General features: G+C 51.4%; 17 protein-coding genes. 3 read left to right on the plus strand and 14 right to left on the minus strand.

Annotated elements, in window-relative coordinates; all coding sequences use genetic code 11:
* Position 1: 1 nt before the first annotated feature.
* The 7 genes from ACX9GT_RS15020 to ACX9GT_RS15050 all read right to left on the minus strand — a co-directional run bounded on the left by ACX9GT_RS15020 (position 2) and on the right by ACX9GT_RS15050 (position 8923).
* Positions 2-907 (minus strand): glycosyltransferase family 2 protein, encoded by a 906-nt coding sequence (locus ACX9GT_RS15020; RefSeq protein WP_473187536.1) that lies wholly within the window; start codon positions 905-907, stop codon positions 2-4.
* A 364-nt stretch (positions 908-1271) separates the two neighbouring features.
* Positions 1272-2120: an ATP-grasp fold amidoligase family protein gene (locus ACX9GT_RS15025; RefSeq protein ID WP_473187537.1), complete on the minus strand. Its 849-nt coding sequence runs from the start codon at positions 2118-2120 to the stop codon at positions 1272-1274.
* The gene (locus ACX9GT_RS15030; RefSeq protein ID WP_473187538.1) at positions 2114-3400 is read right to left on the minus strand and encodes a flippase; all 1287 of its coding nucleotides are present in this window, start codon (positions 3398-3400) and stop codon (positions 2114-2116) included. Before ACX9GT_RS15030 ends, ACX9GT_RS15025 begins: the two co-directional genes overlap by 7 nt.
* A 4-nt stretch (positions 3401-3404) precedes the next feature.
* Positions 3405-5588, minus strand: a complete 2184-nt coding sequence (locus ACX9GT_RS15035) for a polysaccharide biosynthesis tyrosine autokinase (RefSeq protein ID WP_473187539.1) — start codon at positions 5586-5588, stop codon at positions 3405-3407.
* 83 nt (positions 5589-5671) lie between these two features.
* A complete protein-coding gene (gene wecA / locus ACX9GT_RS15040; RefSeq protein ID WP_473187540.1) occupies positions 5672-6721 on the minus strand; it encodes a UDP-N-acetylglucosamine--undecaprenyl-phosphate N-acetylglucosaminephosphotransferase in 1050 nt (349 codons plus the stop codon).
* A gap of 145 nt (positions 6722-6866) precedes the next feature.
* Positions 6867-7829 (minus strand): NAD-dependent epimerase/dehydratase family protein, encoded by a 963-nt coding sequence (locus tag ACX9GT_RS15045; protein WP_473187541.1) that lies wholly within the window; start codon positions 7827-7829, stop codon positions 6867-6869.
* Positions 7830-8023: 194 nt separating this feature from the next.
* Positions 8024-8923: a winged helix-turn-helix domain-containing protein gene (locus ACX9GT_RS15050; RefSeq protein ID WP_473187542.1), complete on the minus strand. Its 900-nt coding sequence runs from the start codon at positions 8921-8923 to the stop codon at positions 8024-8026.
* A gap of 872 nt (positions 8924-9795) precedes the next feature.
* Between ACX9GT_RS15050 and ACX9GT_RS15055 the strand changes: the two genes are divergently transcribed.
* On the plus strand, positions 9796-11058 hold the full coding sequence (locus tag ACX9GT_RS15055; RefSeq protein WP_473187543.1) for an EpsG family protein: 1263 nt from the start codon (positions 9796-9798) through the stop codon (positions 11056-11058).
* Positions 11059-11311: 253 nt separating this feature from the next.
* On the opposite strand, the gene cbl is transcribed toward ACX9GT_RS15055, so the two are convergent.
* Positions 11312-12265: an HTH-type transcriptional regulator Cbl gene (cbl, locus tag ACX9GT_RS15060; protein WP_473187544.1), complete on the minus strand. Its 954-nt coding sequence runs from the start codon at positions 12263-12265 to the stop codon at positions 11312-11314.
* Positions 12266-12580: 315 nt separating this feature from the next.
* Positions 12581-13279, minus strand: coding sequence for a gamma-glutamylcyclotransferase (locus ACX9GT_RS15065; protein ID WP_473187545.1), 699 nt, complete (start codon positions 13277-13279; stop codon positions 12581-12583).
* A 369-nt stretch (positions 13280-13648) separates the two neighbouring features.
* Here ACX9GT_RS15065 and ACX9GT_RS15070 point away from each other — a divergent pair, with 369 nt between their 5' ends.
* Together ACX9GT_RS15070 and chaA are read left to right on the plus strand one after the other, a co-directional pair.
* Positions 13649-14467, plus strand: coding sequence for a siderophore-interacting protein (locus tag ACX9GT_RS15070; protein WP_473187546.1), 819 nt, complete (start codon positions 13649-13651; stop codon positions 14465-14467).
* A 432-nt stretch (positions 14468-14899) separates the two neighbouring features.
* Positions 14900-16006, plus strand: coding sequence for a sodium-potassium/proton antiporter ChaA (chaA, locus tag ACX9GT_RS15075; RefSeq protein WP_473187547.1), 1107 nt, complete (start codon positions 14900-14902; stop codon positions 16004-16006).
* Between the two features lie 83 nt (positions 16007-16089).
* Here the strand turns inward: chaA and phoH are convergent, their stop codons facing one another.
* The 5 genes from phoH to putP all read right to left on the minus strand — a co-directional run bounded on the left by phoH (position 16090) and on the right by putP (position 22543).
* Positions 16090-16878, minus strand: a complete 789-nt coding sequence (phoH, locus tag ACX9GT_RS15080) for a phosphate starvation-inducible protein PhoH (RefSeq protein ID WP_473187548.1) — start codon at positions 16876-16878, stop codon at positions 16090-16092.
* 636 nt (positions 16879-17514) lie between these two features.
* Entirely contained in the window at positions 17515-18819 is a 1305-nt protein-coding gene (efeB, locus tag ACX9GT_RS15085) for an iron uptake transporter deferrochelatase/peroxidase subunit (protein WP_473187549.1), read from the minus strand.
* Positions 18820-18831: 12 nt separating this feature from the next.
* Positions 18832-19959: an iron uptake system protein EfeO gene (gene efeO, locus ACX9GT_RS15090; RefSeq protein ID WP_473187550.1), complete on the minus strand. Its 1128-nt coding sequence runs from the start codon at positions 19957-19959 to the stop codon at positions 18832-18834.
* An 18-nt stretch (positions 19960-19977) separates the two neighbouring features.
* A complete protein-coding gene (gene efeU, locus ACX9GT_RS15095; protein ID WP_473187551.1) occupies positions 19978-20823 on the minus strand; it encodes an iron uptake transporter permease EfeU in 846 nt (281 codons plus the stop codon).
* A 235-nt stretch (positions 20824-21058) separates the two neighbouring features.
* Complete coding sequence (gene putP, locus ACX9GT_RS15100; protein WP_473187552.1) at positions 21059-22543, minus strand: sodium/proline symporter PutP; 1485 nt, start codon at positions 22541-22543, stop codon at positions 21059-21061.
* Between the last annotated feature and the right edge of the window lie 499 nt (positions 22544-23042).

Below are 23042 nucleotides of genomic sequence, written 5' to 3' on the forward strand. Positions count from 1 at the left end.
ATCACCACCTAAAATTGTTACGAGCGCCGCGCAGCAGTCTGCCGCCCAGCGGGAATAGCCCTAACCGGGCCAGGCAATCGCCATACAGCTTGATCAGTTTGAATTTACTGCTGAGGGTGTGGCGCAGAATGCGAGAAGAGTAATAGTTGAAGGCCAACTGGTTCTCGTTGTAGAGCGACACCAGCAAATGTTTGCAGGCAAAGCCGCTGATGTGGCGATCGCTGGGGTGCAGGAAGGCATCAATAAACTGTTCGCTGGCCTCCAGATTCAGCTTGGTGGTCATACGCCCACGGCGGCCGATATCGAGAAACACCCCGCTGCCCGTATCGTGCACCACATTCGCTCCCTGCTTGGTGGCATTGACCAGAAACCCCCAGTCCTGATGTTTGCCAAGAAACTCTGGGAACAGGAAACGACGATCGCGTTTTTTACGCAGGCTGATAGTGGAAGAACGGATATCCCCCATTTCCAGAAACAGAAAATCCTCGCCTGCCGAGCCCTTTTTATAATTAAAGGCAAAGTCCCTGACCGAATCACCGCGGACTTCAGCATAATTGCCAAAAATAATGTCGATATACTGATCTTCATGGCGTTTCAACCGGCGCATAATATAGTGCGTGGTAAAGTAGTCGTCAGAGTCGAGAAAAAAAACCACCTCCGCCTGCGCCAGCCGAGCACCGATATTGCGAGACTCGGCGGCATTACTCTTTTTCGCTTTCTCATACAGCATAATATGGCGATGAGCGGCCACCAGTTGCCTGATTTGGGCAATATCATCGTCGTTTGAACAGTCATCCACCAAAATAATCTGATAATCAAAACCGCTGCAAGCAGCGAAAATACGCGCCAGATTCCTTTCCAGATAATCCGCGCTGTTATATATCGGCATAACAATTGAGAAATCCATTCCCTACCTCAGTTTTTTAGTTGATAAAAACTTTTAGCCTGGTAAAGCAATAACAGCGAAATATTAAACACCGGCACCAAAAAATACGTTTCGGTCAGGGTGGTTAACAAAAAAACCACTACTACCCAGCGCATAAAACGGCTGAGAAACACCAGGTTGCGCAACAATTGGCAATAGCAGAACAACAACAAGAGTGAAGCTATAATCAAAGCATGAATAAATGTGCCCCGGAAGTCAGGAACGTTTTGCAGAAAAAACTCAGCAAAAAGGTAAATATCACCGCAGGCATTACCTGAGTTTGTGCAGCTTGATTCAATAACCTGGCTGCGAATATCGGCTTGGGAAGTATTTTCTGCATAGGTGATTACTCAGTAAAATAGCTGCCCCATTCCTGCTCGATATTCTTCGGCATTAACCTGCATAATCCGGCACCGGCGGTAAACGTCAGTTCCCCAAAATAAACCCGCTCGTCGATCTGATAAAAATCCACTCGCACATAGGAAAATTGCTCTGCCACCTGCTGCGCCAGAAACAGCATTTCATCCAACCGGCTCGGACGCTCCGCCGGTATTTCGGCATTCGGCAGGCCGAGGCGGATCTCGGTGCGATTCCAGTTAATGTCGAAGATATCGCGGCGAGGAGAAGTGTAGCGCTGGTAGTCCACCTGGATGAAAAAGCGGATTTCGCCGTCGCGGTTAAAACAGTGGAGCTTAAAATCCTTAGGCACCTCGCCGTTTTCCAGCAGCAGGCGCTCCACCATGATGCAAGGCTCAATACCCTGATAATGTTTTTCACGGCTCTGATGATAGAAATTGCTGCGCATCCAGAGGCAGGCAAGATCGTACAGTTCGGCGTAGCTGACCTGACTTTTATCAAACACCAGTCTGTTGTAGCCGCTGCCATGATTCGCTTTCAGCACAAAGGCCTGCGGCAGCTTGCTGAAGGTGTCATAACTCAGTTCATTACCATGGGCATACAGCTCCACCAGATACTCTTCGCCCCACAGGCCCGCAATAAATTCTCGCACCTTGTATTTATCTGACAGCGTGGTGTAGATGCTGCGCGGGTACACCTTACGGCGCATGATTTTTTCGCTGAAGCCGACAGGATGCGCAAAACGGGGGAGCCTCTTGTAAAACATGGCGTACTTCACCTGATGATGCAGTGCATCAGGCAAACGCTTGGCAATGCTTTTAACTAATGTACTTAACATGCTCTTTCCTTAAGCTTGCTGAGAAAACGTGGCAGACAGTAAAAACAGGTCAGTTGCAGCCGGGTGATCTTTCCGCCACGGAAAAAACTGTTCAGAACAAAAAATGACAGGAATTCAGCCAACAGCGTGGAAACCGCTGCCCCCGTCAGGCCGTAGCGCGGGATCAACGCCAGATTCATCAGCACATTGGCCAGCGCCACCAGCGGCATCTTGATAGCGATAAAACGGTAGCCAGAGAACAGAACGATGCTGCGATAGGACACCGTTCCCAACAGCGAAAACAGCGAAGTCAGCGTACCGATAGCCAGAATGTCCGCCGCCTGCTGGAAGGCCTCGCCATACAATAATTCAACGATCGGCCGGGCAAACAGCAGCGATACCAGCAACGCCGGCACAGACAACACCAGCACCAACAGATACAGCGCCCGAATGCGATCTTCCTGCTCCTGCGGCTCACGGCTGCCCGCAATGCCCGGCATCAGCGAAGTGATTAACGCCATCGGCACAAATACCCAGCCTTGGCTCAGCGTCATGGCCGCGCTGTACCAGCCAACGGCCCGATCGTCCATCAGATTGCCGAGCATGATTTGATCGATGCGGATATAGATCACAATCGACAGGCTGGAGATCGCCAGTGGCAGCCCGACCGACAGCAGATAGCGGCCGTAACCTCGCACCTGACGGCGTGAAAACGCTGGCTTTGCGGGCTGTTCCCGCTGAAACAGCCAGCGGCGCACTAGATAAGGGATGGCGCTGCTGAAAATATACGGCACGGCAAACCACACTAACGGCAACGCCGCGCTCACCAGCAGTAGCCGGAGGGCGATGGAGAGCAACAGCGCCAAATTGTTGATCAAGGTATTGCGTTTCGACTGCAATCTGGCGTCGTAGTAAATCTTGTACACGTCCTGAATGGAGAAATAGGCGCTGACCAGTAACAGCAGCGTCATTAATTGCTCGGGCAGCGGCTGAGTAGCGGCACTCCACGCCAGCAAGGGCAGCGTTACCAGCAAAAACAGCCGCTGACGCAACCGCATCGACGCCAGCATTAATCGGATACCGCTGTGCGGCCGCCGGGCGATGCGGTTGAAAATGATGCTGTCGGCCCCCAACTGCACCAGCGGCACCACAATCGCGACGGTTGCCAGCAGGTAGTTGAGCGTGCCGAACTGTGCTGGCCCCAGATAGCGCGCCACGTAGATCGACACAAAGATCCCTGACAGGCTGAGCGAGACTCGCTCCAGCATCAGCCATAAGGTATTAACGAGGATTGCCTTCATGCCGCTATACATCCCCGCCCGGCTTCGCCGCTGCCGGGTGGCTCGGATAGGCAAAATGGTAATAACCGGTTTCCGCCGCCGTTTTCCTCACTACGCCGTTGAGGATCACCCCTTTGACCAGCACGCCATTTTGCTCAAAGCGCCGGAGGCTGGTATCGACCTGCTTGAGGGTATTGACGGCAAAATGCACCACCATCATCACCGTTCCGGCATGATGGCCGATAATCGCTGCGTCGGTCACCGCCAGCACCGGCGGAGTATCGATCAGCACCAGATCGTAATGCTGCCCGGCCCAGCGCAGGAAATCGGCAAAACGCGGGTGCATCAGCAGCTCCGACGGGTTCGGCGGCACCTGCCCGCGCGGGACAAAATCAAGATGGGGAATATCGGTGGCTTTGATCGCGTATTCAGGGGCGATCTGCCCCGCCAGCATATCCGATAACCCTTCCTCGCAACCGATATTCACCCAGCGATGCAGGAAGCCTTTACGCATATCAGCGTCTATCAGCAACACCCGCTGACCGGCCTGTGCGATCACCACCGCCAGGTTGCTACAGGTAAAACTCTTGCCGCTGGCCGGGCTGGCACCAGAGACCATCAGAACATTGTTTTTTGCTTCCATCATGGCGAAATGCAAGCTGGTGCGCAGGCTGCGAAGGGCCTCCACCGCCAGATCCCCCGGCTCTTCCCGCGCCAGAATCGGCAACCTGTCACCGCGGTTTCTGTTCAACTGCTGTTGCTGGCTGCGGTTGCGTTTCTGCTGCCACAGAGAGAGCGGCACGGTGACGTAAACATTGATACCGTTTCGTTCCAGCACCTCGGTCCCGCTGATGCCACGGTGGAATGCGGCCCGCAGTAATACCACGCTGGCCGACAACACGCTGCCCACCAGTACCGCCAGGATCACAATCAGTATTTTTTGCGGTTTTACCGGTTTTAGGGTGGTTTCCGCCTCATCAACAATGCGGATATTCCCCACCGTGCCAGCCTTGGTGATGCTCACCTCCTGCTGTTTGTTCAGCAATTGCAGATAAACCTGCTGATCCACCTGTACGTCACGCGTCAGGCGCAGGATCTCTTGCTGGGTTTTCGGCAGCGTCTGCACCTGATTGCCCAGACGCACTTTCTCTGCCTCTAGCGTGGCGCGTTTTTCCAGCAACGCGCGGTAGGCCGGGTGCTGGTAAGTGTAGAGTTTGGAGATTTCCGCTTCTTTGAACGTCAGTTCATTAAGCTGAGATTCCAGTTGCACCTGAGTATCCAGCACCGATTTGGCCTCCAGCGACAGATCCACCGAGTCATTCTGCTGGCGAAACTGGTTCAACTGATTCTCTGCCTGGGTCAATCGGGCCTGTGTCTCTGGCAATTGCTGCTGTAAAAACGCCAGCGTTCGCTGCGCTTCTTCGGTTTTGCGATCGACATTCTGTTGCAGGTAGTGGCCAGTGAGGCTCTGCAAGATCGCCTGCGCCTGTTGTGGATCTTCACTTTCCAGCTTGAAGCTCATGATGCCGCTGTCTTTGCCACCCGGCACAATGCTCAGGTTCTTGCGCAAATCATCGGCGGCGGTCTGCCGAGCCACTTTGGTGACGGTGAACGTGGTACCAGAGAGCGCATCCAAGGCCTTGAGCTGAATGCGCCATGGCCCTTGCTGCTCTGGTTGCCCAACGCTGCCGCTCAACAACACGCGATCGCCTTGACTCAGGCTGAAACGTTGCTGATCCAGAACCGTCAACGTCAGTTTTTCTCCCAGCATCAACGCCGGGACCACTAACTCGGCAATGGTCACCGCAGGCGGCGTCTCGCCCTGCAAGCGGGCAATACCTTTGCCAAACAGCGGGAAATAATCGGCCTGCACCCGCACCGTTAAACCCAGTTCATCGACGGTTTTCCCCAGCACAAAACGCGAGGTTACCAGGGCTACCTCATCCTGAGTGGCTAATGCCTGGCCGAGCGTCGCGTTTGGGGTTTCCTGCAACAGAGAAGCACCGCTATTCGGCTGCTCCACCTGCACCAGCGTGGTGGCCTGATACACCGGCGTTGCCAACAGGGCATAACCCACCCCGATCGCCGCTGCCAGCACGGTGGCCAGCAAAATACGCCAGCGACCATCCCATAAGGGGCCAATCAGCCGTTCCCAATCCAGTTTTTCATCCGATTCTGCCAACACAATCGGCATCACGCTATTCTTCATGGTTTCATTTCCTTGATTACCCGTCGTGTGCGCATAACACCAGCCTCAGCGAGGCCGCTTAAGCAAAGTTGCTGAGGTAAAAGTCAGCCGTCCACGGAGGGGTTCCCCGCATAGGTTGGGCTCTGACGAGGTTCACGCAACAATATGAAGTAACCGAGGAAACAGATGATGAATGCCAGCAGCATTACATTTTCTGGCAGCAACAGCATTTCACTGATAATGCCCACACAGGCCATGGATACCGCCAGCAGGCTGCTCATGCCCAAGGTCTGGCGGGCATTAAGACCCCGCCGCATCAAGATATGATGCAAATGATCGCGCCCAGCACGGAACGGGCTCTGGCGGCGCAGCAGGCGGCGAGCCATCACTTGCACCATATCCATCAAGGGAATCGCGATCGCCCACAGCACCGTGACCGGCCGCATGGCAGGTTGCTCCCCTTGGGTGGCCAATAACAGCAGCCACAGCACGGTAAACCCCACCACCATGCTGCCAGCATCCCCCATAAAGATTTTGCCAGCCGCGCCAAACGCGCCAAGATTGAATAGCAGGAAAGCCGCCAGTGAAACCATCAGCGCCAGGCACCACGACGCCAGATCGCCTTGTTGATTCAGGGCAAACAGTATCGCCAGCGTCGAGAAAGCAATGCACGACAACACCGCCAACTGCCCATCAATGCCGTCAACCATATTGAACGCATTGATGGCCCCCCAGACCGCCAGCGGCGTAAGCAGCCAGGAAAAACCACCGAGCAACCATTCGTCATGCCCCCATAAATAGCCGAGCGTATTTAATTGCATCCCAGCGCTCTCTATCATGATCAGCGTTATCACTCCCTGCACGATAACGCGCGGGGTGACCGGCAAATCGAAACGATCGTCCAACACACCCAGCAGGAGCAGTATGCTGACGCACAGCAGATAACAAGCGCTGTGTGGCAACCACTCTGGCTGCCATAGGGTGACCAGCATCATGGTCAGGTATAGAGCAATCCCACCGACCAGCGGAATGTGCCCGTGATGCTGTTTGCGGGCATTGGGTTTATCCATCAACCCGATTCGCGGTGCGGCCTGACGTATTATCGCCAGCAGCAATAATGCAAGAATAAATATGCCTCCCTGTTGATATAACATGGTTCCCTCCCCAGCCAATAAGTGCATTATCGTCCTTGAACTACGACCCCAGAACGTTATCGACAAGCACAGGCAAAACGTGACGCTGTGCAATACTCATGATGCCGCTGTTAAGCTACTCAATTACGGCATTCTCGATATCGGTTTATCTTTGAATAAACTCATGCTTAATCGTTTTTTCGATTGCCAGATTAAGATCAACCGGCGCGACAAAATTATTCTTTATATTGGATTTAAATTGAGTTCTGGCGCAGAATTTTTGTACTCTTACGCGACTAACCGGGAATTTTTTGCGGCTGACCTTACTGATAATGTCCAGCGCCGTCGCACCGCACATTCCTAATAAATAGGGAATGCGAATCATCTTATTTTTCTGCCCAAGGGAAGATGAGATAACGCTGACCAGTTGATTCATGGTCAAGTCCGGTTTATCCGCATAATTACTCACCTGATAGGCTGATTGCTGATCTAATGCGTGTTCCAGTCGGGCGGCAATGTTTTCCACGTACGCCATCGATTTCATATTATTGCCACTGCCGATCATTACGAAACGGCCACTGGCAATTTGCCGAAATAGATTATAAACATTACCGCGATTCCCTTCGCCAAATACCACCGTTGGGCGGATGATGGTCAACTTGTTAGCATTATCCGCCGTACGCCATGCCTCATAGACATATTCAGCTTCTAGCTTCGATTTGCCGTAATGGTTAAAGGGTTCAAAAACCCCTTGCTCATCGGTTTCCTGTTCCACAAAGCCATATACCGCCACCGAGGAGGTAAAGATAATCTGCCGGATCCCCTGTGCCGCTGCCGCCATGCAAACGTTGCGCGCACCTTCCACATTAACCTGATAATACAGTGAAATAGGATCGACATTATCCTGATGCTCAGCCGCCAGGTTGATCACCGCATCATAACCGGCCAGCACCTGCTGCAAGCTCTCAGGCTGGGTCACATCCCCATACTGATACAACTGTGGAAAATATTTGCTCTCCTTAATATCAATGATTTTCAACAGCAGGTCGCGACGAACACTCAGGCGTTTAACCAGCCAGGTTCCAATAAAGCCGGAACCACCGATAATAGCTATTTTACGTTTGTCCATAATTTATCGCTCAGTCTCAGTCAGGTTTCCCATGCGTCAATATCTTCCGACACCTCTCACGGTAGAGCACAAATAGGTATCAGAGAATAATCATCAGACTGAGCAATTTTTATTCGGCTTTCAAATAATATATAATGAAATAATACTACCCTGCGGTTGTAAAATTAAAATCAAAGATGAAATCAATCTAGAGACTAACTTTTAGCATCATACTTCACCTGATATTCCTTGGTTTTGCTCGGTAAAGTCAGCCAGATTTTACTGCTGCCATGCACAGCCGAAAGCTCATACCTCGTTTGTTCTTGGAATGAGGTAGGCTTAGGATCGATACATTCAATTCGCATTTCCATCTGGCTGCCTTCATGGTATAGACAAATCAGCGCCTGTGGAGAAGAGCTGCGGGAACCATTAAGCGTTAACGAAAGTACCAGCTGCGGTTTTTTTTGAATCTCACTCACCATCGGATGCCGGGTCTGATAACCCAGTACATAGGATAAATGTGAAATAACCAATAGCGAGATGAACACCACCAGATATTTCATGCTCCGGCTCAGCAGTACCGGAGAAAAACCATTTGAGGCGGGTGATTTGCTGGTAATAAATGCTTTTTCTGCTAGGCCAGATTGCTCCTGTACTAATGTGTCATGCAACTCTCTATTTTCAGAGGCGGCTATCGCCTTCATTTCGTCATCACCCTCACCTATAATTACAGACGATTCCGATTGAATATCAATTTCGGCCTTATCTTCATTGAGCAATAACTCATCAGGAACGAAAGCATCCTCTTCAGAAATAAACTGGAAGACTTCTTTGTTTTCCACCTTATATCCCAGGCGAGGAATGGTTCTGATCATGGTATGACCATCGTCACCAATTTTTTGACGAATGGATTTAATGGTCTGATTTATCGTAGAATCTGAACAGTAGGTTCCTTTCCATATATTTTCTATAATTTCTGAACGGCTGACCAGTTCAGGCGAACGGGAAACAAGAAGTGAAAGTATCTGGTACTCCTTCCAGCGCAGTCGGAATTTTTTTCTGGACGGTATCAGAACGTCGAGATTTCTGATTTTTATCCTTTTTTCAATATTCACTTTAAACTTCCTTAATGTACTCGTCTTAAACACTTTGTATAGAAATATGAAAAAATGTTCAAGGTATTAAAGCTAAACTCGGCGAGTTATACTTATTTTACGGTTTACTTTCCATAAAACACGTTGATTTTATTTTATAGCCCTCTATTTACTCTAAAAAAAATCAGGATAATTCTTATTATTAAACAAGAAAAACAGATGTTACATGGCGATATCAATAGGATTAAAAATCCATACTTTATTGATAAATATCAAGAAAAATATTTAGTCATATTTTTTATATCTGATATTTTTTTGTGAAATCCGAATCAAATCCCATCGCAAAAAATAATTTTCCACTTAATCCCATTGCTTATTCTCATATAAAGTGCGTGGCTATCAATATATGAGAACTATCTCATCAGATTTCGCTTGCGATCTTTATATATTAAAAGTTACCGATGAAAAACATATTGCGATCAATAACGCTAACGCGAGTACCTACAAATGATTAGAATTTGAACCTGTGATGATGAATTAGCCTCACGGACTTCTATTTTTACAATTTTATAATACTCTTTCGACAACAGGGTAACGGAGATTAAATATCGTAATAACTGACACTCTGCCAGGAACCTTATGGGTAAATTTGCTGACGACACCTATTACCCCCTTATTTTGGGAAACACGTTTCAAGTCTCTACACCGTAACGATCAATCGAGTGGAACCTACTTTTATCTTACTGCTGATAGAATTTTACACGTAAAAATACGGCATAAATCAGCCGTATCAACGTGAAATATGAAACCTTGATGGTTTTATTAAAACTTACTGTGCCCGATCAGAGCCGAATGTTAGCCTACACAGCACGATTAAAACGACGGAACTTACCATGCTGACTTCGATGAGCCATTCGTTTTCAACTTCTCTGAATCAAGGCTCAGGTTTCCGTTGGTTGCTATTGTTGTGCGCAGCCGGTGGCTTCTACATCGCTCCCTATATTGCTTTGGTGCTCGGTGCTGGCTTAATTGCCGCTGTGACCATTTTACGCCAGCAATCCAGCCACGCTTTAAACGCCGCGGCTTTCATCATGCTGATGGTCGCGAGCGTTGTTCCACTCGCGACCAAAAACCTCGATTCGGTGATGAATGACAAGGTCCGCTACTACTTTGAAATACAACAGAGTGACGGTTACAACCTGGTGGAATGGCTAGAACAATTTTCCGGTGCCGATTTCATTTCTCACTTCTTGTTCAAACTCTGTGCTCTTTTATTTGGCATCAATAATGGTGCCTTCGCATTGTTCTTTATTGTCAGCTTTGTGGTCTTAGCCATCGGTGTGTATCGGCTTTCCAGCATCTACTTTGCTGCAATTCTGTTCCTGTTCTGCTGCCAATATAACTTCCAAGGGTTATACGGCAACCTGCTGCGCCAAGGGTTGGCGTTGTCGTTCCTGGTATTCGCCGTGTCGGAACAGCATCGCGGACGTATGCTGCTGTGGATTATCATGGCTTCACTAAGCCATTTCTCCGCGTATCTTTTCTTGCCTTTTGTACTGCTGCCACAGCGATTGCGTACACTTTCCACCCTCACCGCCCTGCTTATCTTTGCCGTGTGCTATTTTGGCGGGGCATTTCTGATGCCAAAACTAACCAGCATGCTGAGTAATGACTTTCTGGCCACCAGGGCAGAAGCCTACGTCACCGGCGATTACGGCAATAACCCGGCACGAAAAATCATGGTGACGCTGTTATATATCGGTGTGGTGGAATCGCTTTATATCTTTGCTCGCAACAAGTTCCATTCGCCCTCCCAGCAATTTGAGCGAGCGGCCTACTCCGTGCGTCTGATGTTTCTCTATACCTGTGCAATATTCTTCGCTACCAGCAGCTTTGAAGAGATCTCCAACCGCTACTCATTCAATATGATGATTTTTGTACTGATCTTTATGGTCATGGTGTACGGAAATCTAAAAGACCTCCCCAGCAGAGTCATACTTACTCTGCTCTGTTTTTCCCTCGGCGTAGGTTCTTACCTGTATATCACTCTGACCGGCGTGCAGCAGTTCTGGTACGGCGATCTCCAGTCTTTGCTGACCGATAGCCTGCTGTCCATCGTCAATAAGTTGGGTCTTGCCAACGGCACACCCGAGTAAAATAAAAAACGTCCGAACAGCACGCTCGACCATTGGGGTAAACATGCTGAACGGACGCTTTTAAACGAATCATGGTTAGTTGCCCGTTTGAACAACCCAGGCAGTGACTGAATGCAGTTTGTATGCCAGTTTATTCAGACCGAAATCTCAGGCATAACGCCACTAAACCCGAGACAACCGCACAACCGTCATGCATCTTTGCACCACGCGAGGGCAAACCAACCAGCATTCACCGTGCTAAACGCTTCCGGCATCAAATCTGATAGTCAATCACCGGTTCCAGTTGGGCTGAGAACACTTTCTCTTTAATTTCCGTCAGTGAAAGCGTGGGATTACAGAGTTGGATAAATTTCCAGGCATAATTGCGTTGTAACTGACTGCGTTTCAACCCCAACCAGACGGTATTGGCTGCAAACAGATGTTCGGCATCAAGACAGACCAACCCACGATCGCGCTCTTTTTCAAAAGAGATATCGGCAACGATGCCCACCCCTAGCCCCAGTTCAACATAGGTTTTGATCACGTCAGAATCCTGGGCGCTCAGTGCAATATCCGGCGTCAGCCCTGCCGCTTTGAAAGCCTCATCCAACCGCGAACGCCCGGTGATCCCCTGGCGATAGGTGATCAACGGCAACGTACTGAGCATTTCCAGCGTTATCCGTGGCTGGCGCGTCAGTTCATGCCCTTCCGGCACCAGAATGGCATGGTGCCAGCGGTAATAAGGAAAAGCCGCCAGCGACTCATCATTGAACAAGCGTTCGCTGGCGATACCGATATCTGCCTCGCCGGAAGCCAGCATCGCCACAATCTCTTCCGGGTTGCCCTGATTGAGCACCACTCGCACGCGCGGATACAGCGCACGAAACTCTTTGATCACGCCCGGCAGACTATAACGCGCCTGAGTATGGGTGGTGGCAATATGCAATTGGCCGGAATCATTGTTGCTGAAAACATCGGCCAGACGACGAATATTATTCGCATCGTTCAGGATACGCTCGGCCACTACCAGCAGTTCTTTACCCGGTTCCGTCATGCCTAATAACCGTTTCCCGCGACGGATAAATATCTCGATCCCCAACTCTTCTTCCAACTCACGAATATGGCGGCTAACCCCAGATTGCGAGGTAAATAAAGTGTTGGCAACCTCCGTCAGGTTGTAGTTGCAGCGTGCCGACTCACGGATAATTTTTAATTGCTGAAAGTTCATCCAATGCCCTCTTGCGACCCATATTGTTAACAACATTGATACGGAATCTGCTCAGGAGGGACAAATAAGAAATAACCTTTACTTATGCCTTTTAATACTAAATGCCTCTTGCCTGGTTGCCAATTAATTCATTTTATTTGAAAAATAAAATAAAACCATCTAAATCAATGCATTAAGATAATTTATCCAAGCGAAGATAAAAAGGCCATGCAGAGAAAAGTTATTAAATAGAGGGATTAGATATATAAGCGGTGAGATAAAAACCAGCATGGCGCAACAACCTGCGCCATGAAGAGAAATCCTGAGCGATCTTGCTCAAGCGGTAGCTTCACCACCGATCAGGCCAGATCTGTTGTGCTGTTGCAGCCATTGGCGCACCGTGTTGACCAGATCGCCAATGTAGTCGTCCTGCATGCCGTAGTTTTTTAACTCCTTATCCAACGCAAACAGGTACTGCGCATTGGTGCCCAACGGGCCGCTGGCACGGGCGATCAAGGGGGCAATCACCTGATGGCGCGTATCTTCCTCAAACAACGGATGCTGCCGGTTCATCACGAACACCAGCGCGCTCACCACTCTGCCATCTTCCAGCGTCAGATCACACCAGGTTGGCAGATAACAACCGGTGATCATCTCGCGTTTCCACAGCAGCTCCAGTTCTTCATGCAGTTTCTCTTCCGGCAACCGAAACGCCAGGCCGGTGGTCTGCCCGCCTTCATTCAGTGCCAGCATGCGCCCTGGCTGATGCAGCGTACCGCGCCCGGCGGTCAACCGCAGGCAGAACGCGCGGTGCCAGCCCTGCAAAGTGGCAGGCCGGACTTCGTCGGATTCAAATACCGGGTTCCACATCAGTGAACCGTAGCCAAATATCCACACCGGGCTATTATCTGGGCGGCGTGACAGCGTACACTCCAATGATGCCAAACGCTGTTCTGGTGTTAGCAGCAGCGACTCTTCAATTGTGCCAAATGCAGTTTTGCAATCTGCCTTTTGCAGAAAATCTCGTGTTAACACCGACTACAACCTCCTGGGAATAGGATTGCCCTAATCCCTTTTCGCCACTGCATCTTTGAAATTTAGTTTTGCGGAAATTTATTAATTCAATAACACCGCTGTTATATAAATAACCTTATTCGGTTCTTGCAATGTAATCAAGTTTCCACGCTAATTTAGTGTGAGAAAGTATTGGGATGTAACAGCGTCAATATTAATTGCGGTAATATTTTCCCCCTACCGTCATCTCTCAAACATTTTCTTAACCAAGTGGCCCATACAAAAAACAGTCCCTCTCCCAGCAGACAGACTTCGCCCCACACAAATCAAACGATTCTCATTATCATATGGCATGATATACTCGGCGCAGAATGATAAAAGGAGAACACTGTGACTACCGATACCCCACGCACCCGCGCCCCCTATTTGATCGAAGTAACCCGTCTGCGCGATATTACGCCACACCTGCGCCGTATCACCTTCAGCGCTCCGGACTTATGCCATTACCCAGCAGACGCCGCCGCTGCCCATATTAAGGTCTTTCTGCCACTCGCAGGCCAAACGCAGCCGGATCTCCCCACGCTGAGCGACAATGGGCCAGTATGGGCTGCCGACGCTTTGCGCCCGATCATCCGCACCTATTCGATACGTGCCGTGCGGCCACAGCAGGCGGAGATCGATATTGAGTTCGCGCTGCACGATCACAGCGGCCCGGCGGTGAACTTTGCTCGCCAGGCTAAACCAGGCGATAAAATCGGTATCAGCAACCCTGGTGGCCCGAAACCCATGCTGCCAGCCGCAGATTTTTATTGTCTGGCAGGTGACCCGTCGTCACTGCCCGCGATCGCCGCTCTGCTGGAAAACCTGCCCTCCGGCAGCGCAGGGCATGCATTTATTCGCGTCGATACACCGGCAGATATGATTGACCTGCAAAAACCGGCTGGCGTTGAACTGAGCTGGTTCATTGGCAGCACCGAGAAAACCGCGGAACTCATCACCCAATTCCGTGCCCAACCGCTGCCACAGGCGGGTACGCATTTCTGGCTGGCGGGTGAAGATCGCTTGGTGGTAGAGCTGCGCCGTTACCTGCGCCGCGAATGGAAATGCGATCGTAACCAGCTTTATGCCGTACCTTACTGGCGTGAAGGGCTAAATGAGGAGGGTTATCATCATAAAAGGCATGAGATTATGGATAACATTGACGCCTAACGGTCAATTTCTGTCTGATTTACCACGATAATGCATGGCTAAAGTGATTTTATGGTCACTTAGCATAAAAAAAGCACGTTCTTACGTAAAAGTACGTAAAAAAAACCGCATAAACTGCGGTTTTTTTGTTAGGCTTGTCACATAAAGCAACCCATTGCTTTCCCAAGTTAAAACAACATCACATCATTACCCGGTGTCATACGCAGGGTGTATCCTATTATTATTGTCCCCTTCGCCTTTCAAGCAGCAGGGGTTGGTTGCCTTTGCACGCTCCGGCTACTTGGTTTACAAGCTACGGGGATCCGCTGAGTCGCTACCTGCCTGCGGTCTGAAACTCTTGGGGCGTAACAGCTTTCTGGATACGCAGAACGGCCGCTTCTTCGGGTGTTCTGCGATGACGGGCCATGCAGTTTGAGAAGGAGAATCACCGAAATGAAGTCGCACAACGATCCTGGCCGATCCAAATCCCGCCATACCGAATATTCACTCATGTTTCCTATTGCTGCGCTGGTTGTGCTCAACCTGTGGGGCGGTACCGCCAGTTTTCCGCTGATTGTCGCGATTAATATTGTGGCGCTGGTGGGGATCCTCAGCAGTGCTTTCAGCGTGGTGCGTCATGCCGACGTGCTGGCCCATCGGCTCGGCGAACCCTACGGCTCGCTGATCCTCAGCCTGTCGGTCGTGATTCTGGAAGTGAGCCTGATCTCGGCACTGATGGCGACCGGTGACGCCGCACCCGCCCTGATGCGCGACACGCTGTATTCGATCATCATGATTGTCACCGCTGGGCTGGTTGGCGTTGCCCTGCTGCTCGGTGGGCGCAAATTCGCCACCCAGTACGTTAACCTCGGTGGGATCAAACAGTATCTGATGGCGATTTTCCCGTTGGCGATCATCGTGCTGGTGCTGCCGAGTGCGCTACCGGGCGGTAACTTCAGCGTTGGGCAATCATTGCTGGTGGCGGCGATTTCGGCGGCGATGTACGGCGTGTTCCTGCTGATCCAGACCAAGACCCACCAAAGCCTGTTCGTGTATGAACACGAAGACGACGGTGACGATGGCGACCCTCATCACGGTAAACCCTCTTCTCACAGCAGCCTATGGCATGCGGTGTGGTTGATCGTGCATCTGGTTGCGGTAATTGCCGTGACCAAGTTCAACGCCAATCCGCTGGAAGGCCTGTTGACCAAGCTGAATGCACCAACGCAGTTCACCGGCTTCCTGGTGGCGTTGCTGATTCTGTCGCCAGAAGGGCTGGGGGCATTACGTGCAGTGCTGAATAACCAGGTACAGCGCGCCATGAACCTGTTCTTCGGTTCCGTGCTGGCAACTATCTCCCTGACCGTGCCTGCGGTGACGATTATCGCCACCCTGACCGGCCAGACGCTGATCTTCGGCCTGCAAGCACCGCATATGGTGGTGATGCTGACGGTGTTGATCCTGTGCCACATCTCCTTCTCTACCGGCAGAACCAACGTGCTGAACGGCACCGCGCATCTGGCGCTGTTCGCCGCTTATATGATGACGATTTTTGCCTGATACTTCTTCCTGCGTATTTGAAGTTGCAGAGTGCAGACAAAACGGGGTGCCACTTGGCACCCCGTTGATTAACAGCGATTCGATTAATCGTAAGCGTTGAGCGTGTGCTGGCACAGTGCCGAGCGGACGCAGTCCTGTTTATCAAAGCGAATAATACCCACCATCTCGTCCTCTTCGAAGCGCTCCAACGCGTCGCTAAGGCCGGATTTCACGCCGCGTGGTAAATCGCACTGGGTGATATCCCCATTGACGATCACCGTCACGTTCTCGCCCAAACGGGTCAGGAACATCTTCATCTGGCTTGCCGTGACGTTCTGGGCTTCGTCCAGGATCACCACCGCATTTTCAAAGGTACGCCCGCGCATATAAGCGAAAGGCGCGATCTCTACCTTGCCGATTTCTGGTCGCAGGCAGTATTGCATAAACGACGATCCTAAACGGCGCAGCAAAATGTCATACACCGGCCGGAAATAAGGGGCGAATTTCTCAGAGATATCCCCAGGCAAAAAGCCGAGGTCTTCATCCGCCTGCAAAACCGGACGGGTAACAATAATCCGATCCACCTCTTTATGTATCAGAGCTTCTGCCGCTTTGGCAGCGCTGATGAACGTTTTGCCGCAACCAGCTTCGCCAGTGGCAAATATCAACTGTTTGTTTTCTATGGCTAATAAGTAATGACCTTGAGCTTCGGTTCTCGCCTCGATAGTAGAAGTATCGCGGCTGTCGCGTGCCATGCCGATAGATTCAACACCACCCATTTGTACCAGCGAGGTCACGCTTTCTTCTTCACGCTGGCGATGACTACGTGCGTCACGACGAATAACGCGTTTGGCTTCACGACGTGCTTTGATCACTGCTTTTTGTCTTCCCATAGTTGGCACCTTACAGTTTGTTTCACCTACCGCAGCGGCATCAGGTGTCGCGCGATTATGTTTCACACACGTATTAGGTTTTGGCTTCCTTTAGAGCCAATATAAGCCGATGAATAACGCGAATATGCGGCAGCATGGCAATGCACCGTTTCTTCGCAGGACAACGCGGTTTGTCGATAATAAGAGAGTGTGACAGCCAGATTAGGGCGAAAGGAGAGCCAGGATTCAGTCAGAAATTGAGAGGCGGAGGGGGCACCCTCGTTATAACGAGTCATCAGGGAGGAGATGTTATTTGTCTTTTGTAGCCCAACCAAGGACTTTACCATTAGCGATCCCCGCAGTGATATTTACAGCTTCAAGCTGTGCACCGTGTGAAACTACCGCCAGATGATTACAGTATAATGACATTCAAACTCGGCGTGTTACTAAAATGTAAATAAATTTAATTGTCTTGTTTTCAGAACACGCAAAAACACTATATCACGCCGTTTACGCCCTGCCAGAAAAATTTAATCCTCAATTTAGATCAACAAGTTATGATTAAAATCCGGCAATGACATTTTGATTGCCAGATTAAAATATAAGCAAGTAAAAAGGCACAGTCTGCACTGTGCCTTTAACCGATCGGTCAACGTTTCAGGCTTGTAATAAGCCGCTGGCCAAATAATCACCCGCTTCTTTAACCCCCGGCAATACAAAGAAGTACCCGCCGCCAATCGGCTTGACGTATTCCTCCAAGGCTTCGCCATCCAACCGTTTCTGCACCGCCAGGAAACCTTTTTCCAGATCCGCCTGATAACAGATAAACAGCAGCCCCATTTCCAGTTGACCGGAATTAGAGACGCCCAGCGAATAACTGTAACCCCGGCGCAGCATCAGGCTGCTCTGGGTTTGCGGCGTGCGTGGGTTGGCCAACCGAATATGCGCATCCAGCGGGATCATCTTGCCTTCAGGATCTTTGGCATAATCCGGTTCGTCATGCTCATGCTGCATACCCAACGGCGCACCGCTGTGCTTTTCACGGCCGAAGATGGTTTGCTGCTCCTGCAACGGCGTCCGATCCCAAAACTCTACGTGGAAACGGATAATACGTGCGGCCTGATAGCTGCCCCCCACCGCCCAGGCAGGTTCGCCTTCACTATTTCCCACCCATACCACCTGATCCATCAGCGGTTTATCGCTGGTTTTCGGGTTGGCGGTGCCGTCTTTAAAACCGAGCAGATTGATCGGCGTTTCTTTACCTTTACTGCGCGCCGCATGGGCAGAGATAAACCCTTCACGCTTCCAGCGTACGCTGAGCAAGTCCGGTGAATGTTTGATGATATCGCGCAGCGCGTGGATCACGGTTTCATTGGTATTGGCGCAAATTTGCAGCAACAGATCGCCATGGCACAAAGCGGCATCCAGCGAATCGTTCGGGAAACGCGTCATTTTTTGCAAACGCAGCGGTTTATGCGCCTGCAAGCCGAAACGCTCATCAAACAGCGAAGCTCCGACAGACAGGGTGATCGTCAGGTTATCCGGGTAGATTTCCGGCCCCATGATGCCAGAATCCAGCGGAGGCAGTTTAGGGTCGATCTCCGGCGCTTTTCCGCCGCTGGTGAGAAAGGTAATACGCGTGGTCAACAGCCGGAATAACCGCTCAAGATCCTGTTTATTGGTGGCCAACACGTCGAAGGCCACCAGCATCATTGCCGCCTGCTGTGGGGTGAGAATACCCGCCTGATGCGGGCCATAGAACGGCTGTTTCTGCCAACGTTCATCCTGTGGCTGCGCCAGCGGTTCTGCTGTTTTGTCCTCCGCCTGCGCCACCGCCTTCCCGCCTAGCGCCAACGCGCCGCCCATCATGCCCAACCCTTGCAGCAAACGCCGACGAGATGGCGATGCGGCTCCCTCTTTTTGAGTTAACGACCCGTTTTCCGGGCCGAGATGATGACTCATGATATGCCGCCCTTAATCCAGACCCAAAACGCCGCGCAGCTGCGCTAAATCTTCCGCCAGCGTGGTGATTGGCCCTTTCATCGCGTTGCGATCCGCATCGGTCAGCTTCTCGTAAGATTCATAACCCTCTGCGGTTTTGTACTTCGCCAGCACGCTATCCACCGTTTTAAAGTTAGCGTCGATCTTCTCCAGCAATGGCTTGTTGGCTTTTTCCAGCAGCGGCCGCAGCAGATTGACGATCTTCTGCGCGCCATCCACGTTAGCCTGGAAATCCCACAGGTCGGTACGGCTGTAACGATCTTCTTCACCGCTGATCTTGCTGGCCGCCACTTCTTCAATCAGGCCCGCAGCCCCACCGACCACTTTGCTCGGCGGGAAGGTTAATTCGCCAATCCGTTTTTGCAGTTCAAGCGTGTCGTTGTAAAGACGCTCGGCATAGTGGCCCATCTCTTGGGTGGTGTTATCGGCAAACAGCGCTTTCTCGAGGCGGTGGAAACCGGTGAAGTTCGGATCCTCTGCCTTTTTCTCATAATCGTCTTCGCGGGCATCAATGCTGCCATCCAGATCGGAGAACAGTTCGGCAATCGGTTCGATGCGCTCGTAATGCTGGCGGGTTGGCGCATACAGTTTACGCGCCTGTGCCACATCACCGGCCTTGATCGCATCGGTAAACAGTTTGGTCTGCTTAACCAACCCTTCGACCTCTTTGGTGACATAGACTTTGTATTCGGCAATCGGGCCAACCAGATCCATGGCGTTCGGTTTGCCATCGCTTGCCGCATCGGCCGCGGCAGTGACCGTCAGCTTGCCTTTCGGGTTGCTCAACAGGCCGCAGGTCATGTCATATTCGCCCGGCTCCAGGTTGGCCGTCATCTTCTGAGTGAAACCCGGTGCAATATTCTCACGCTCTTCCACCACCATCACCCCTTTGAGGATTTCCCACTCAAGGTTTTTCTGGCTGACGTTATGCACCACAAACTGGGTTTTCCCTGCCGGAACGGTCAACTGCATCGGTTCACACTGCTTGTCGTTAACGGTAACCTTGACCTGCGGCACATCCGCCGCCAGCGCATTGAGGCTGAACGCTAATGCAGGAAGAGTTAACAACAGCGCCTTGCGGCGGAATAACGGAGTAGACATGTGAGATTCCCTATTAAATTAATGATGAGTTTTACGTTGCGCCGGGATCGCTGCTGGCCCCGTACGCTGCGGCAGGAAAAAGAATATCAAGGCTGGGATCAGATACAGGAAATAGACCGCCACTTCGCTGACCGTTGGTGCTTCTTGGTAACCGAACATCCCCTCCAGCAGCGTTCCTAGCAACGAATGGGTTGATAGCTGGTTGCTGAGATCAAAGGCGATATCCTGAAAGTGATTCCACAGGCCCGCTTCGTGGAAAGCGCGGATCGCCCCCGCCGCCAAACCGGCGGCGACGAACAGAATAAACAGGCTGGTCCATTTGAAGAATTTGGCCAGATGCAGCCTCACGCCGCCCCAGTAGATCAGCATGCCCACGATAATGGCACTTCCCAACCCCAGAAGCGCACCGATCGGCGCTTCGATACCGACATCCTGCTGGAACGCCGCCAGCAGGAAAAACACCGATTCCAGCCCTTCACGCGCAACGGCAAAAAACACCATCGCCACCAGCGCCCAGCCTTGGCCTTTGCCGGAGCTGAGCGCGTTATCGATCGCCCCTTCCAGATGCACCTTGACCGACTTGGACACCTTACGCATCCAGAACACCATATAGGTCAGAATGCAGACTGCCACTATCGCTACCAGCCCTTCGAACAGCTCCTGCTGTTTTTGCGGGAATTCGCCGGTGGTTTCATTGATGAAGATGCCTAGCGCCAAGCACAGAGCGGCGGCAACTATCACCCCAATCCACATGACGCCAAGCCATTGGCCACGCTGAGTACGCTTCAGATAGCTGGCGATCAGGCTGACGATCAGCGCGGCCTCCAGCCCCTCACGGAACATGATAAGGAAGGGAACGAACATAAATGAGTAACCCCTGAAAAGGCGCTGGCACGCGAGTTATCCAGCAGCAGTCAATGTAAAGAAAAGTAAACAAGAACGATAGTGATTATCATTATGATGAAAAGAAATACAAGAGCCAGATGCGTGATTTTTTCTAATCAAATGTCGCCAGTTGTTACAGCGAGCGCAGGAAAGCGGTGCAGGAAGGGGGATGTTGAAACCTCTCCCCGATGGCCGGGGAGAGGTTAAACAGGCATTACACCGTTTTAAACTCGGCTTCAGCCAGATCAAAACGTTCGGTCATGGTGGCCGAAGGCTTACGGCCCATCAGGCTGACCAGCACGATAGAGATACTGCCGAACAGGAAGCCCGGGATGATTTCATACAGATCCAGCCAGGCATAGTGCTTCCAGACGATCACGGTAATCGCTCCCACCAGCATACCGGCCAGTGCGCCGTTGCGGGTCATGCGTGACCACATGACCGAGATCAGCACCACCGGGCCAAATGCAGCACCGAAACCTGCCCAAGCGTAGCTGACCAGGCCCAGTACGCGGTTTTCCGGGTCAGCGGCCAGCGCGATCGCCACCAGGGCAACCACCAGCACCATGGCACGCCCCACCCACACCAGTTCACGCTGGCTGGCACCTTTACGCAGGAAGGCTTTGTATAAATCTTCCGTGATGGCACTTGAACACACCAGCAACTGGCAGCTTAGGGTACTCATCACCGCAGCCAGAATCGCCGACAGCAGAATACCGGCAATCCAAGGGTTGAACAGCAGCATCGCCAGTTCGATAAAGACCCGCTCACCATTTTGCGACACATTCCCCGCCTGATCCGGGTTGTTAGCAAAATAGGCGATACCGAAGAAGCCCACCGCAATGGTGCCAGCCAGACACAGGATCATCCAGATCATGCTGATACGGCGTGCGCTGCGGATAGTCCGGTGAGAATCTGCCGCCATGAAACGCGCCAGAATGTGCGGCTGGCCGAAATACCCCAGCCCCCACCCCATCAGCGACAGGATGGCGACAAAATTCAGCCCTTTCATCATATCGACGTTGGCCGGGTTTTTAGCGGCAATCACCAGCATCGAACTGTCGATCCCGCCAACGGCGAAAATCACGATCACCGGCGTGAGGATCAGCGCAAAAATCATCAGGCTGGCCTGCACGGTATCGGTCCAGCTGACCGCCAGGAACCCACCGATAAAGGTGTAAAGGATGGTCGCGGCCGCACCGGCCCACAGCGCGGTGGCGTAGCTCATACCGAAGGTGCTTTCAAACAGACGCGCACCGGCAACGATGCCGGAAGCACAATAGATAGTGAAAAACACCAGAATGACGATGGCGGAAATAATCCTCAGCAGTTTGCTGTTGTCTTCAAAACGGCTGGTGAAATAGTCTGGCAGCGTCAGGGCGTTGTTGTTGGCTTCGGTATGCACACGCAACCGGCCAGCCACCAGCTTCCAGTTGAGGTAAGCACCCATCGTCAGGCCGATGGCGATCCAGCTTTCCGAAATACCCGAAAGGAAGATCGCGCCCGGCAGGCCCATCAGCAACCAGCCGCTCATGTCGGATGCCCCGGCGGAAAGCGCGGTGACCACGCTGCCCAGGCTGCGGCCACCCAGAATATAATCATCAAAGTTGTTGGTCGCCCGATAGGCGAGTAAGCCGATTAAGATCATCCCGAAAATGTACACCAGGAAGGTCACCAGCATTGGTGTGCTCATTGTCATTCCACTCTCCACTTTCATTATTCCCTTCATTTTTCAGGCGTAGCGTTGTTGGCCACCGCTTGAAATCTATCGGGTATTTTTATTCACGCTGTTTGCGATGCGATGTATTTCACCCACCAAAGTGCCGAAACGTGGGGCGGATGAATAGAGTTTTTGCCCGGTATTGCCTAAACGTTGGCTATCCTAGATGACGCTATCAACAACCAACAAGATGTTTAACAATAAAGTTACACAAAGTTTACCCTGCGTCACATTTACCCCCTCCATTGGTTGCACCCATCAATCACAAAATGAGTTGCACCTCTCCTTTATCCCCGATAACAGCAGGGAAATACCGCCTCTACCCGCAAAGAAGTACCAATGCCAGCAAGAAACCTGCCGTCGTTTCATGTTAAAAAACCGATTGAAATCACACTTCGCTCACGAGCCTGATTTAACAAGGTTGCACAAAGTTGCAACATGCTGGATATTGTCCGCATTAATGACACAACCTTTCCAC

The organism is Serratia sp. YWN4, from assembly GCF_055790845.1.